Raw genomic sequence first — 14042 nt, forward strand, 5'->3', positions numbered from 1 at the left:
TTCTTACATCATTCGGATCACGTCTTTGCTGATAGCCAGCACATAACCGCGTTTGGCGATGTTTTTGACCAATAGTTCGCTGATCATTTGGTTGCCCAATGTGTCACGTAAGCGCTTGATGCGGGTGGCGCCTGCAGCCTCTTCGCAATCGGTCGCGTCGCGACCTGAAATGACCCCCTCAATTTCCGCGCCTGACATTACGTCGCCATCCAACCGCGCTTCGGCCAGGACTGATAGAGTTTCCATCGCCGCTGGCGTCAGGCGAAACCCCATATTGTTCAGGTAAACCGTGTTTTCTTCGCGGCTGATCAGCAGCTCAGTCACCTGAATACCGGATCGTTCAATTTGTGCCATGCGTCGGTTCAGCATCATTAACATGGCCAGCACGACCAAAGCAGCAACCATCATTGCGGTGGCAAAGACCAGCAGGACAAAAATCACCATACGATAGCTGCTGAGTGTATCCGCAAATGAGGTTCCGGATTGGGCCAGGATTTCGAGCAGTTTGATTTCAGCCTGGGTGGTCAGATCGTTTTCAATAAACAATTGTTCAACCCGCGCGTTGAACGCATTGGCATCAGGCAGAGTCAATAACAACAGAGTGCCAGCCACTACCAGTAGACCAACAATTGCAATAATGCCCAATGTGATTACCCGGCTGCCGGCGCTGCGGGCCTCAGAAACGGAGGTAGTAGGATCCGGCATCTGCTCTCCTTTGCTGCAATCCCTCAGGTCCGAAAACGGACAGAACATTTAGTAAGGTCCAGCCTTGTGATCCAATGCGGCCACCAATCTCGGCCTTAGCGGCACCTTTTTGGCAAGCGCCAGATAGTTGAATTACACCATAGTGTAGTCGCAAGGGACTGTCCTGTTTTGCCTTGTAATCGGCATAGCATTCCGCTGCTTGTGCGGGCGCCGCCAGCGCCAGTAAAGCAGCAATCAGAGCGGGTTTGAGAGCCAGATGTTTCATAAGGCACATCCTGCGCAAAGCTTGGGTGATATTCAATAACCACAAGCATTTGAAGGCGTAGATATTCGATAACAGTGGAGTGTTATTGCCTGTCTGGACGGGGTTGGACCAGTTTGAGGCATACCGGCCAAGTGCCGACTACCGCACCCAGAATGGAAAGGTCACACCATGCAACCCGCCAAACACGTCAACCTGCATCGTAAGTTCATTGCCTTTGTTCTTGCCACCTCGATTGCAATCACCGGGTTCTCTGCCGCACCAGCTCGCGCAGACGAAAATGTCGCCAAAATTCTTACTGGCCTGGCCGTGTTGGGGATTATAGGCGTTGCGATCAACAAGGACCGCAAACGCAACAGAACAGTAACCCGGACAATTGTTGATCCGGAGCCGGTTCACCCAAAACCTCGACCCTTACCGCCGCAGGTGTCGCGTTACGACCTGCCAGCTCATTGCCTGCGGTTTTTCCCTGCCTACAAAGATGGCCGTAACTTGATGGGTCAAAAATGTCTGCGCAAGAACTACCACCATGCAAAGGCGCTGCCTCAGCAATGTAGAGTTACATTCTGGAACGGCCGCCGTCATAAGAACGCTTTCAAACCTCGCTGTTTGCGCCGCAATGGATATCGCATCGTTCGTCGCTGAAAATCCCAGCAACAAAAATTGAGCAGTCGGAGGAGGGGGCATCTTGCCCTCTTTTCTGTATGAAAATTAGCTCTTGAAAGGATGCAGGAAATTGGGTCTGACGGGAGTATGGAACAGCCAGATTATAGTTTTGAAAGTGCCGCGCTTCAGCGCGGGCATGTGCGAATTGCCGGAGTTGACGAGGTGGGGCGCGGGCCGCTTGCGGGGCCAGTCACTGCTGCGGCGGTGATCCTCGATCCAGACAACATCCCCACAGGCTTGAACGATTCTAAGAAGCTGAGTGCAAAAAAACGAGACGCGGTAGAACAGGAGATATTTGATGCTGCTGAAGTGGCGATTGCTCACGCCTCAGTGGAGGAGATCGACGAGATCAACATCCTGCGTGCGTCACATTTGGCGATGGAACGTGCGGTGGCGATGCTAGACCCTGCGCCTGATTACCTGCTGATCGATGGCAATCTGATCCCCAGAGGACTGACAATTCCATGTGAAGCGGTGATCAAGGGCGACGGAAAATCGGTATCAATTGCAGCCGCATCAATCGTGGCAAAGCAGTGCCGGGATCGGTTGATGGTGGATTTGGCGCAACAGTATCCGGGATATGGGTGGGAAAAGAACGCCGGTTACCCCTCAAAACAACACAGAGAAGCCTTGGTCGATCTGGGGGTGACACAACATCATAGGCGTTCGTTCAAGCCGATACACAAGATGTTGTATCAAGATTGAACCGCAGGTATTTGTTTTAAAAAAGAAATTGACCTCGAATCCCGGATGACTCATCCTGTGGACAACCTAATGAGCGCAAAAATGCGCCGTGGTATCGAGGCAGAGACATGAACAAAACAATGGTTAAGAGCGCATCCGCGCTCCCTTTAAACACGATTCTTGGTGGTGACTGCATCGATGTGATGAACAGTCTACCTGCAGAGTCAGTCGATCTGATTTTTGCAGACCCACCATATAACCTGCAGCTGAAGGGTCAGCTGCACCGTCCTGACAACAGCCAGGTCGACGCTGTTGACGACCATTGGGACCAGTTTTCCAGCTTTGCCGCCTATGACAAATTCACCAAGGCCTGGCTGAAAGCCGCCCGCCGCTTGTTGAAACCCAATGGTGCGATCTGGGTCATTGGCTCGTATCACAACATTTTCCGCGTCGGCTCTGCCCTGCAGGATCAAGGCTATTGGATCCTGAACGATGTGGTTTGGCGCAAGTCTAACCCAATGCCCAATTTCCGCGGTAAGCGTTTTACCAACGCACATGAAACAATGATCTGGGCCTCTAAGGCCGAGGGCGGCAAATACACCTTCAACTACGAAGCGCTGAAGGCACTGAACGAAGGTATTCAGATGCGCAGTGATTGGGTTCTACCGATTTGTACTGGCCACGAGCGTCTGAAGAACGAAGCTGGCGAGAAAGCTCATCCAACGCAAAAACCCGAAAGCCTGCTGCACCGCATCATGGTTGGTTCAACCAATCCTGGCGATGTTGTGCTAGATCCATTCTTTGGCACAGGCACAACAGGTGCAGTCGCCAAGATGCTGGGCCGCGAATTTATTGGCATTGAACGCGAGCAAGAGTACCGCGAAGTAGCCGAAAAACGCATCGCATCAGTGCGAAAGTTCGACCGCGACGCACTACAGGTTTCCACCTCTAAACGTGCTGAACCGCGGGTGCCTTTTGGCCAGCTGGTCGAACGTGGCATGCTGCGCCCAGGCGAACAGCTGCTGAGCATGAATGGTCGTCATAAGGCCAAAGTGCGCGCTGATGGCACACTGGTTGGCGACGATGTCAAAGGCTCAATCCATCAGGTTGGCGCCAAGCTGGAAAATGCACCGTCGTGCAACGGCTGGACCTATTGGTGCTTTAAGCGCGACGGTAAGACAGTGCCGATTGACGTGCTGCGCCAACAGATCCGCGCCGAGATGCAGGCCTAGCCTCACAAAATACCAAAAAATACTGGAACACCGCCGGTGCTCGCGACTTGTCGCGTGGCACCACACCTTACCCCGCCTATCAGGCGGGGTCTTTTGATTCTAATTGTTGGATCTTGGGGTTCAATTTGATCTATGGATACTTATCTTGGCGTCGTCCCAGAGGAATAGATATGACCGATACTACCTTTGCAACGCAGGCAATTGAACGACCTGAGCGACATGTTGATCTCGCTGACACAGTTGCCGACAACGCCTATGCCGAGGCTGCACTGGAGGCGCACAAGCAGCGAGGGTTGGAGTGGGCCGTCCGAGCAAGATGGATTGCGATGCCGATTATTGGCATCATGTTGGTTTTCATTAATCCAGCCTGGGACGTAGTATATTATCATGGAATATTGGTGCTGCTGTGCGCCAATGGCTGGATGATGGGCCGCATGGGGAAGGTGGGCCGATCAAAGGCTGAGTTGTTCCTGATCTTTCTGGATCTGCTGCTTATGACGGTCACGATGGTGGTGCCTAATCCGTTTGCTCCGCAAGATTTTCCGATCGCGATGCAGTATCGGTTCGACAATTTCATTTATTTTTATGTGATTTTGGCGGCTGGGACACTGGCTTATTCTTGGCGCACGGTGATTGCTATCGGCTTTTGGAGCGCCGGGATGTGGACCACCGCTTTGATAATTGCCTGGTGGTTTTCGTCAGTTGATACGGCTTTGCAACAGGCGGCAGTCGAGCTCTTTGGTGACAACGATTTGCTTGCGAGATTTATGGATCCAACCAGCTTTATGTTCCACCTCAGGATACAGGAAGTGGTTGTTTTTGTTATCGTTGCGGTGACTCTTGGGTTTTCTGTACGCCGGTTCAACGCGCTGCTGATGAACAACGCCAGCCTATCGCGCGAACGAGCAAATCTTTCCCGGTATTTCTCGCCCAATGTAGTGGACCAGCTTTCGCAGAATGACGACCCGTTGAAGCAGGTGCGGAAGCAGGATGTGGCGGTTCTATTTATCGATATCGTTGGGTTTACCCGTATGGCGGCTAAACTCGATGCCTTAGAGGTAATTGAACTGTTGCGCGGGTTTCATGGACGGATGGAGCGAGAGGTGTTCCGTCATCATGGCACTTTGGACAAATATCTTGGTGATGGCCTGATGGCTACGTTTGGAACACCAATGGCAGGTCCGCAGGATGCTACCAATGCATTGGCCTGTGCCAGAGATATGATGGAGGTTCTGGAACAGTGGAACCTGGAGCGCCGCCGAAAGGGGGACAAAGAAATTCATGTAGGTATCGGTATTCATTACGGTGAAACGGTTCTGGGCGACATCGGTGCCAACCGGTTGGAATACGCGGTGATTGGTACTGCTGTGAATGTGGCTGCAAGGCTGGAAGAGATGACCCGTGCGCTAAATGCGAATATAGTGATCAGCGAGCAGCTCCGCTTTCAGGTCGAGGCTGAAGAGGTTGAGGTTAGCCTGTTTGATGATTTGGTGAAGCACTCCGATCAAGAGGTCAGAGGGTTGGATCAGACCATGACGCTCTGGACGCTAAGTTGAAATTGGCCTCCTTTTGGATGTAATCTTTTCGCCTTTAAGGCGGCTTTGATTTTTCTGTAATTTTAATAGTCAATTGAACTAAGGGTTTGTGCGTAAATCGCACCTTGAGGACGCTTATGGTAACCAAATTGAAACGCTAGGTTGTAAGAATTGTGTTGTTAACCAGTGAAGGGCGCAAGCAAGTCAATTGGTGTTCAGGGTCACGTTAAGCGCCTGTTTTGGCCCGGTGAATAAAGACCACTTTCTAAGCGGAAGTGGGTAAAAATGTTACCTAAGTTTGGATGGACTTCGATTGGGTGGCAGTAGAAGACACAGGCAAAGAAAGGCCGGATTACCGCTTTGACGTTTGGTACCGTCAAGAAAGGTTGTCCAGAATATGGCCACCGCCAACCCGGTTTCTGTATCCTCCTTACGGGAACCGGGATGGCGGGCTTTATTTCCCCCGAGATTCAAAGAATCCCTCAACATGCCCCATTCTGTGTGTGCGACATGGCAGGATCGCTTTTAGTAAGCTGTTGTCAAATACGGCCTAGGATTGCAAAGCCAAGGGCTCAGGCCCAGCGCTTGGTGAGCAGCAGAGGCTGCAAATTTAAAATGACTGCGAGTGCCGGAAGTGTGGGCTGTGTACAAGCAAATAGGATTTAGATTGATGTGTTCGGGATCTATTTTGGCATCGGGTTGCTTGACTTGTTGTAAGAGGCCCAATTTGTGATTTCAGGATAGTATTTTTGGCGCCAACCGCGCACTCGTGGGTTCATGACACGGCGCCACAACGGTGGGATCATCGCTGCCACAGTCATTACAGGATATCCATAAGGCAGTTGAGGTGCGTCTCCTTCGGCATGGTGCTGCAACAAGGGAAAGCGGCGGTTAGGTTTGTAATGGTGATCTGAATGCCGTTGCAGGTTGATGAGCAACCAGTTCGACGCCTTTTGAGACGCGTTCCATGAATGGCGCGGTTGCACATGTTCGTACTTGCCGTCACCCAGATATTTACGGGTCAATCCATAATGTTCGACATAATTCACCAGCTCTAATTGCCAGATGGCCACTCCGGCTTGCACCAGAAACAGGACTAGCCCGCCCCAACCGCCTAACAACATCGCCAGTAGGAGCATCACGGCCTGAAGCCCCCAATAGCGAAAAAATGGGTTAGACAGATCGCTCCATGGTAGGTCTTTTCGGGCCAACATTTCCTGCTCGGCACGAAAAGATGAGTGCCAGCTTTGCTTTAGTACCCTTGGGTAAAACAGGTGAAAGCCTTCATTATAACGCGCAGTTACCGGATCACGAGGTGTGCCGACAAACCGATGATGCACCAGCAGGTGCTCAGAGCGGAAATGTGAGTAGAGCACCATCGACAGCAGAATGTCCGCCAACCAGCGCTCGACCCTGTTTTTTTGGTGCATCAACTCGTGGCTGTAGTTAATGCCGACAGTGCCGGTGAGGACGCCCATTCCAAAAAACGCACCGAATTTTTCCAATCCTGTCAAATGGCTGGCGCGGGTGACGTACCAGATCAACCCGTAGAGGGTCACAAATTGCAAAGGCACCCAAGCTGAAGTCAGGGCGGTGTACCAAATCAGGTCATCTTCATCAGTTAGTGGATCGGCATTGTCTAGGTTTAGGCCAAAAACGCCATCCAGAACGGCGAACAGATACCAGGTCACCAGTGGGGCCAAAAACACGGTCCAACCGCCATAAACCGCTCCGATCCAGACGAGGGGGAGCAGCGCAAATGACATCCAGAACGGCAGCGCGCTTTGCCAGCGGGCAAGGGTGTTCGAGGTAGTCATCGGGCAACTCCGGGTGTGTCAGTGTGGGATCGGGAGATCCTACGCTGGATTGATGAGCTATGCCACAGATCAAAGGCCTTGCGCATGACTGTGGGCAGATCCGAGGGACGAAAGTCATCGGCGGCAACGCGAAGATGCCTTTCGGTTGGAGGGTATTGTGTCGGTAGTTCCGTTACCAGGACCTGCAATATCAGGTGGAAATGGGTGAATGTGTGGCGCACTTCACCCCCAAGGTCCCGCCAGTCCGATGCAAACGGAGGGTTCGGCGCGGGGTCTTCGGACCACTCAGATCCGGGCCAGCCAAGCATACCGCCCAATAGTCCCTTGTCCGGACGCCTCTCTAACAGCCAGTCGCCGTTACTTGCTCGGGCCAGATAGACATGACCCCGCCGGGTGGGTTTTGGTTTTTTCGGGGTCTTTTGGGGCAGCGACTGCGCGGTGCCTGCAGTGCGGGCCAGACATGGGTCGCGCCACGGGCAAATACCACAAGCCGGAGATTTCGGAGAGCAAATGGTTGCGCCCAGATCCATTACCGCCTGCGCATAATCGCCGGGGCGGCGGTTCGGGGTCAATGCCGCGGCCAGTATCTTTAACTGAGGTTTGGACCCCGGCAACGGTGCATCAATGTTGTACAGCCGGGCCATGACACGTTCGACGTTCCCATCCAGAACAGTCTCCGGTAGGTCATAGGCGATCGAGGATATCGCGGCGGCGGTGTAGGGGCCGATGCCCGGCAGCTTCAGCAAGCTATCATGGGTCGTTGGAAATACACCGGCGTATTCATCTGTAACCACACGAGCGCATTTCAACAGGTTTCGGGCGCGAGCATAGTAGCCCAACCCGGCCCATTCCCCCATCACGTCGCCATCTTCTGCTGCGGCTAACTTTTGCACGGTTGGCCAGCGTTGAGTGAAACGGTGAAAGTAGTCTTTTACCGCAGCCACAGTGGTTTGCTGCAACATGACCTCAGACAGCCAGATTCGGTAAGGGTCGGGCTGTATTCCCAGGGCACGATCTTTCGGACTGATCCGCCAGGGTAGGGCACGGGCATGGTTGTCGTACCAAGTGAGAATCTGATCACTCAGCTCCAATGGATCATCCTTTAGGTCACGCATTCTTTACCCCTTGTGGTGCGGTTTCACTGGTTCCCGCTTCTGCGGTCTTTACAATAGGCCCAACAGTCACGCAAAACCATGGTCATGGCATTTAGACGGTCTTCAACGCGCGGTTTCAAACGCACCGCATCGCTGCTCAACGAGCAGATCCGCAAAGCTGGCGAAAGCCGCGGTTTTGCGGTGTCGCGTCTGTTGACCCATTGGGCAGATATTGCCGGCGAGGACATAGCCTCCATCGCCCGCCCGGTAAATGTCGGCTATGGGCGCGGCGGTTTTGGCGCCACCCTGACGGTGCTGACCACTGGGGCTCAGGCCCCCATGCTGGAGATGCAAAAAGAGCGGCTGCGTGAAAAAGTGAACTCAGTCTATGGTTATAACGCCATTTCCAAAGTGCGGATTACCCAAACAGCGCCCACCGGCTTTGCGGATGGTCAGGCGCAGTTTCAGTATGCACCCAAGGTGCAAGATAAACCCAAACCCGATTCGCAAGATGTGGCTGAGGCTGCCAAGGTAGCGACTGGGGTTGATAATGACGATTTGCGCCAAGCTCTAGAACGGCTTGGACGGAATGTGTTGAGCAAACAAAAAACTCATGGAAAGGGGACTTAATGGCCCGTGTAATGTTTGGTGTTGTTGCTGCGGTTGCAGTTGTTGCGGGAGGCTATGCCCTGATAGGGCCGAGTGCGACTGGCAGCTTACCTGCCAATCCGTTTGTCGGTGCGGCCACCGCACAAGAGGCGGCTGAGGTTGACACCTCAACCATTACCGAAATGGTGATGGGAGCCGAAGATGCCCCCGTTACTCTGATCGAATATGCGTCTTACACTTGCCCTCATTGTGCCAATTTTCATGCTGGCCCGTATAAGCAGCTCAAAGCGGACTATATCGATACCGGTAAAGTCAAATTCATCTATCGCGAGGTCTATTTTGATCGCTACGGGCTGTGGGCGTCGATGATTGCACGCTGTGCCGGTCCCGAGAAATTCTTTGGCATTTCTGATTTGATCTACAAGGGGCAGTCTGATTGGACACGTGCCGGTGGTGCGTCTGAGATTGTCGATGAGTTGCGCAAGATTGGTCGCTTGGCCGGCATTGAAAACGAACAGCTAGAGGCCTGTCTGCAAGATGGTGCCAAGGCGCAGACGCTGGTGAGCTGGTATCAGGAAAATGCTGAAAAAGATGGCATTGAATCCACACCGTCGTTCATCTTGAACGGAACAGCAATTTCAAACCAAGCCTATGATTCCTTCAAGGCGTTGATCGACGCTGAACTGGAAGGTTAAAGTCCATGCGCCCGCTGATTGCGGCGGGCGCATGACAAACGCAAACCGAATTTAATAAGCTGGCACTTTGGCTTAGCCACTAGATGGCGGTGGTGTAGCGGTTTCTAACATTTCGCGCAGAGCCGCATCCCGATTAATTTGTAACCGAACGGGCAGGGTGATCACCTTCGAGCGAAAGCTTGCAGGCAATCGCACGGCGTCTTTTTCGGTGGTGACCAACTGTGCGCCCAATAGTTTGGCTTCGGCCTCTAAGCGGGTCATTAAGGCAGGGGTTAGCGACTGGTGATCCTCTAGTGCTTCACTTCTAAGAATGTCAGCGCCTAGTGCCCGTAGAGTGTCGAAGAATTTTTGAGGATACCCGATACCGGCAAAAGCCATAACTCGGGTCCCTTTCCAGGGCATCCCGGTTTCCAGGGGCTGCAAGGCACCAGTGAAATGAGGTAGCCCATATAACTGCATTCCCCATTGGGCACTAAAGCTGGCCTGGGTTGCATCCGAACCAAGTGACAACACTATATCCGCGCGTTTGAGGCCAGTGGCCACGGTTTCACGCAGCGGTCCGGCGGGCAGGCAGCGCCCATTGCCAAAGCCGCGTTGGGCGTCGGCCACAATCAAAGACAGGTCTTTGGTTACGGCTGGATTTTGAAACCCATCGTCCAGAACAATAACTGTCGCGCCAGCCTCTGCAGCCGCGCGACAGCCCGCCGCCCGGTCTCGGGCAACCCAGACGTTGGCAAAGGCGGCTAACAATAGTGGTTCGTCTCCGGTATCTGCAGCTCGGTGTCGTCTGGGATCAACTTCCGTCACGTCCTTGAGTGATCCCCCATAACCCCTGCTAACCACATGCGGCAGGTGGCCCATGTTCCGTAAAGCTTCGAGAAGCCAGATCACTGTCGGTGTTTTTCCGGTGCCACCAGCGTTCAGATTGCCGACGCATATCACGGGGACGCCAGGATCAACCGGTGACCCAGACGCAATCCGACGAGCCGTTGCGCGGCCATACAGCCAACCTAAAGGGGAAAGCAGAACTGCGCGCAGGTCAAAGGCCTGAGGGGGTTTGTTCCAGAATTCAGGAGGCCGCATTTTGTGACTCGCGCAGATCTAGAATGTCCTGAACTCTGTCCAATAGCTGATCGGTCAATTCAGCACTTTCGGTTACAATTTGCCATCCGGCCAGAGCCATTTCTGCAGCTTTGTCTGGGGCGGAAAGCTGGATGACCTGTACTGCTAACTCGTCTGAGTTGTGTATCATATGCGCAGCCCCGGCTTCGGCTAGACGCTGATATAGAGGCATGTGACCACCAACACCCGGCCCATGCAAAATGGCTGACCCCAGTGCGGCGGCGTCCAGTGGGTTATGCCCGCTGGCCTGGGCGTTCAAGGTTCCTGCCAACAGGCTGAGTGGGGCAACCCGGTACCACAGTCCCAGATCTTCGTCACAGGTCAACAGAACCTGCGTATTGTCGTCTACTTCTTCACCCGCGTCCCAATCCGTGTAACGCAGCCCAAATTCTCTCAGTTCATCGCGCGCCGTGTCCAAATCCGAAAAACGCTCGACCGACAGAACTAACATTAGCCGATGCAGCAGCCGCAATGCGTTGCGATGGGCGCCAAGGATGGTGGGAATTTCATCGATGCGAGTATGTGCTGACAGCCAGACCTGACGGCTTCCTAAATTATCTTGTACACGGCTCAATTCGTCCTCGTGATATCCTGGTGGGGTGGCAGAAATACGAAGGCGCGTGGTTGTTATAATCTTTTCTGCAGCAATGCCCGCACGACGTAACTTGGTAAGTGCGGCGGTTGATGGGGTGAGAATAGCTGAGAAATTATCTAATAACTTTCGGCTCTTGTCTGGTAACCAGCGGCTTCTACGAGCGGGGAGCTCGTGGGCTTCAATGTCGATTAAAAGTGCATTGATACCACGGTCACAACAGTTTCGTATCAGCCCCGGGCGCAGTTCTCCACCTGCCCACAGACAAAGGTCTGGTTGCCAGTGATTAAGAAAGCTGCGGATCTCGGCGACCTGTTCGGTAGGTAATTCCCCAACGATTAGATGAGAGCCTTCAGGTACCGATAGGGTGCAAAGCTCAGGCTCTCTGGTGATTAGGACTGACAAATCAGGGCGCATCATTTTTAGACGCTGCCCAAGATCACAAAGCGCAAGGTATCTTTCATCACTGGTGGCATGGGCCCAAATCAACTCTCCGGGTGCGCGTTGGGGAAGGGCTACGCCACCAGTGGTAAAGGATTTGTGCCAAGACATGACCCGTGTGGCCACAGTGGGGCGTTGGGCGCGGCTCATGAGGATCAGCCCAACTCCCGAGGAGAGATCGCTTCGTGCGAAGTACCGTGAAAACGGGAGGAGTGGGTTATGGAATCGGACATCTTCGCAGTGTCTCCAGTGTCGTTCAATTTCCGGATCAGCGGCAACCTACGCCTTTGACTAAGCAGGTCAAGCGACAGACTTCGCGGCGAGTTGATTTCATTCTAACGAGCCGAAATACCGGAGCCGGTCGGATCAAGTGCCGAAATCATTGCTTCATGCAGTGCATTATTTGCCGCCACGACACCATTCAGAAGCGGCTTTGGATTGTTAAATTTCAGCGGTTCCCCTGTTCGATTCGAACATATTCCGCCGGCTTCACGCAGGATCAAGTCGCCTGCCGCAATGTCCCATTCCCAACTGGGCCGCAGGGTCAGCATCGCGTCAAAGTGACCATCAGCCACCTGTGCCATGCGATAAGCCAGCGATGGGCGTAGGCTTCGTTTGAACGTCGGCGCTGCGCCGCTGCGCCAATGGCGGCCATCCAGATTGGGGCGGGCCGCCAACACACTAGCTTGATCAAGATCGGCTAAATCCGCGACGTGGATTGGCGCGCCGTTACACGTGGCCCCCATGCCCTTAGCAGCGCAATATAGCAGTTCACGTTGAGGTAAGTAGATTACAGCAGCCGTGACCTCCCCTTTGTCAGCTACCGCAAGAGAATGTGCCCAGGTTTGTCCACCTTCGGCAAAGCTGCGGGTGCCATCAATCGGGTCGATGATGAACACGCTGTCGCAAGAGAGACGGGCGTCGCTATCTTCGCTTTCCTCTGAAAGCCATCCATAGTTGGCGCGCGCGCTGGGCAACATATCTTCGAGCATGGTATTCACTGCCAAATCCGCTTCGGTCACCGGTCCAGCTCCGTCGGGTTTGTCCCAGCGCTTAGCCTCGGGTCCGGTGAACTGTGTTGCGATCTGACCGGCCCGTTGAGCGGCGTCAACTAACAGTGAAAGATCAGTTGCCGGCAAGGGTCATACCCTCGATCAGAAGTGACGGTACCACACGTGACAGGTAGCTGCGGGCGTCATTGGCTGGGATGATGCGCATCAGCATGTCACGCAGATTACCTGCGATTGTACATTCATTCACTGGGTAGGCGATTTCGCCGTTTTCCACCCAAAAACCTGATGCACCGCGCGAGTAGTCGCCGGTATTGGGGTTGATCGTTGATCCGATCATCGACGTCACCAACAGGCCTGTGCCCATGCCCCGGATCAGATCCTCGCGGGATTGATCCCCAGGTGTCAGTTCAATATTCCAGTTCGATGGCGAAGGCACCGATCCAATGCCACGCGCAGCATTGCCGCTGCTGTCCAGCCCCAGTTTGCGGGCGGATGCCAGATCAAGGGTCCAGCCGGTTAGCACCCCATCCTGAACAATTGCGCGCCGCTGAGTGGGCAGACCCTCACCATCAAATGGGCGCGAGCCAGTGATGCGTGGTCGGAACGGATCTTCGATCACCGACAGATGTGCGGGCAATACTTGCTCGCCCAGACTATCTTTGAGCCAGGAAGACCCACGGGCGATCGAGGCCCCATTGACTGCGCCAAGAAGGTGACCAATCAGAGACGAAGAGATCCGTTCGTCAAACAGGACCGGATAGGTTCCGGTCACCGGTTTGCGGGCGTCCAGACGCTCAACTGCGCGTTCCCCGGCGATGCGGCCGATGTCAGCCGCCGCGCGCAGGTCACTTTGATAAGTACGCGAGTCGCCATCATAATCCCGCTCCATTCCGGTGCCGGTACCCGCAATGCCAACACAGGACAACGAGCGGCTGGTGCGGCGATACCCACCCGAAAACCCGTTCGACGCGGCCAGATGAACAGAGTGTGAGCCATAAGACGCACCAGCTGATTGCACCTGTGTGATGCCCTCGATGGCCTGGCATGCTGCTTCGGCCGCAAGGGCGTCGTCTTTCAACGCCTCAGGAGCAGGTTCCACTGCAGGATCTTCTAATTCAAACGCAGCCAAATCCCAGTCTTCGATCAATTGTGAGGGATCCGCTAGTCCCGAATAGGGATCTTCAGGAGCTTCTTTTGCCATTGCGACAGCACGTTCTGCCATGGCCAGCAAGGTCTCTGGGCGCGCGTCCGATGAAGAGACCAGCGCCTGTTGCCTGCCAACAAATACCCGCAATCCCAGATCAATACCTTCTGAACGCTCGGCATGTTCCAGCGCGCCTTCGCGGACTTCGATCGATACCGATTGTCCTTTGGCTGCCATTGTATCAACGCCGTCAGCGCCAGCCTTTCTGGCGGCATCCATCAAGGCGTGGCAGAGATCTTGCGGGGACTGGGTCATGGGGGACCTCCTGAGATGAATTGCGCTGACCCTACCAGTGCACAGGGCTACCGCAAGGGCAGCAATAGAAAAAGGGGCCGCATATGGCAGCCCCTCCTGTGATATTTTGACGGTGC

General features: G+C 54.1%; 14 protein-coding genes. 6 read left to right on the top strand and 8 right to left on the bottom strand.

The features are described from left to right. Nucleotides 1-3 precede the first annotated feature (3 nt). Both FEE96_RS09920 and FEE96_RS09925 read right to left on the bottom strand, forming a co-directional pair. Nucleotides 4-705 (bottom strand): winged helix-turn-helix domain-containing protein, encoded by a 702-nt coding sequence (locus FEE96_RS09920; RefSeq protein WP_138162875.1) that lies wholly within the window; start codon nt 703-705, stop codon nt 4-6. After that, nucleotides 677-970, bottom strand: coding sequence for a hypothetical protein (locus tag FEE96_RS09925; RefSeq protein ID WP_138162876.1), 294 nt, complete (start codon nt 968-970; stop codon nt 677-679). The genes FEE96_RS09920 and FEE96_RS09925 overlap by 29 nt, the downstream gene beginning before the upstream one ends. 168 nt (nt 971-1138) lie before the next feature. On the opposite strand from FEE96_RS09925, the gene FEE96_RS09930 reads away from it, so the two are divergent. The 4 genes from FEE96_RS09930 (at nt 1139) to FEE96_RS09945 (ending at nt 5105) form a co-directional block, all read left to right on the top strand. Continuing rightward, entirely contained in the window at nt 1139-1612 is a 474-nt protein-coding gene (locus tag FEE96_RS09930; RefSeq protein WP_138162877.1) for a hypothetical protein, read from the top strand. A gap of 108 nt (nt 1613-1720) precedes the next feature. Beyond that, complete coding sequence (locus FEE96_RS09935; protein WP_138162878.1) at nt 1721-2338, top strand: ribonuclease HII; 618 nt, start codon at nt 1721-1723, stop codon at nt 2336-2338. 107 nt (nt 2339-2445) lie between these two features. After that, nucleotides 2446-3549, top strand: coding sequence for a site-specific DNA-methyltransferase (locus FEE96_RS09940; protein ID WP_138162879.1), 1104 nt, complete (start codon nt 2446-2448; stop codon nt 3547-3549). A gap of 170 nt (nt 3550-3719) precedes the next feature. Beyond that, nucleotides 3720-5105: an adenylate/guanylate cyclase domain-containing protein gene (locus tag FEE96_RS09945; protein ID WP_138162880.1), complete on the top strand. Its 1386-nt coding sequence runs from the start codon at nt 3720-3722 to the stop codon at nt 5103-5105. Between the two features lie 662 nt (nt 5106-5767). On the opposite strand, the gene FEE96_RS09950 is transcribed toward FEE96_RS09945, so the two are convergent. Together FEE96_RS09950 and mutY are read right to left on the bottom strand one after the other, a co-directional pair. Then, entirely contained in the window at nt 5768-6901 is a 1134-nt protein-coding gene (locus tag FEE96_RS09950) for an alkane 1-monooxygenase (RefSeq protein ID WP_138162881.1), read from the bottom strand. Next, nucleotides 6898-8016 carry an A/G-specific adenine glycosylase gene (gene mutY / locus FEE96_RS09955; RefSeq protein ID WP_138162882.1) on the bottom strand — a complete coding sequence of 373 codons (1119 nt, stop codon included), beginning with the start codon at nt 8014-8016 and terminating at the stop codon, nt 6898-6900. Before mutY ends, FEE96_RS09950 begins: the two co-directional genes overlap by 4 nt. 84 nt (nt 8017-8100) lie before the next feature. On the opposite strand from mutY, the gene FEE96_RS09960 reads away from it, so the two are divergent. Together FEE96_RS09960 and FEE96_RS09965 are read left to right on the top strand one after the other, a co-directional pair. Beyond that, on the top strand, nt 8101-8625 hold the full coding sequence (locus FEE96_RS09960) for a DUF721 domain-containing protein (RefSeq protein ID WP_138162883.1): 525 nt from the start codon (nt 8101-8103) through the stop codon (nt 8623-8625). Next, on the top strand, nt 8625-9299 hold the full coding sequence (locus tag FEE96_RS09965) for a DsbA family protein (RefSeq protein WP_138162884.1): 675 nt from the start codon (nt 8625-8627) through the stop codon (nt 9297-9299). The genes FEE96_RS09960 and FEE96_RS09965 overlap by 1 nt, the downstream gene beginning before the upstream one ends. A gap of 72 nt (nt 9300-9371) precedes the next feature. Here FEE96_RS09965 and lpxK read toward each other — a convergent pair whose 3' ends face one another. From lpxK to FEE96_RS09985, 4 genes are all read right to left on the bottom strand, one after another. Beyond that, complete coding sequence (gene lpxK / locus FEE96_RS09970; RefSeq protein WP_138162885.1) at nt 9372-10382, bottom strand: tetraacyldisaccharide 4'-kinase; 1011 nt, start codon at nt 10380-10382, stop codon at nt 9372-9374. Further along, nucleotides 10369-11604 (bottom strand): 3-deoxy-D-manno-octulosonic acid transferase, encoded by a 1236-nt coding sequence (locus FEE96_RS09975; protein WP_246079387.1) that lies wholly within the window; start codon nt 11602-11604, stop codon nt 10369-10371. The genes lpxK and FEE96_RS09975 overlap by 14 nt, the downstream gene beginning before the upstream one ends. Before the next feature lie 185 nt (nt 11605-11789). Further along, nucleotides 11790-12593 (bottom strand): inositol monophosphatase family protein, encoded by an 804-nt coding sequence (locus FEE96_RS09980; protein WP_138162886.1) that lies wholly within the window; start codon nt 12591-12593, stop codon nt 11790-11792. Next, nucleotides 12580-13926: a TldD/PmbA family protein gene (locus tag FEE96_RS09985; protein WP_138162887.1), complete on the bottom strand. Its 1347-nt coding sequence runs from the start codon at nt 13924-13926 to the stop codon at nt 12580-12582. The genes FEE96_RS09980 and FEE96_RS09985 overlap by 14 nt, the downstream gene beginning before the upstream one ends. Nucleotides 13927-14042 lie beyond the last annotated feature (116 nt).

This window comes from Parasedimentitalea maritima (assembly GCF_005771405.1).
GTDB lineage: Bacteria > Pseudomonadota > Alphaproteobacteria > Rhodobacterales > Rhodobacteraceae > Parasedimentitalea > Parasedimentitalea maritima.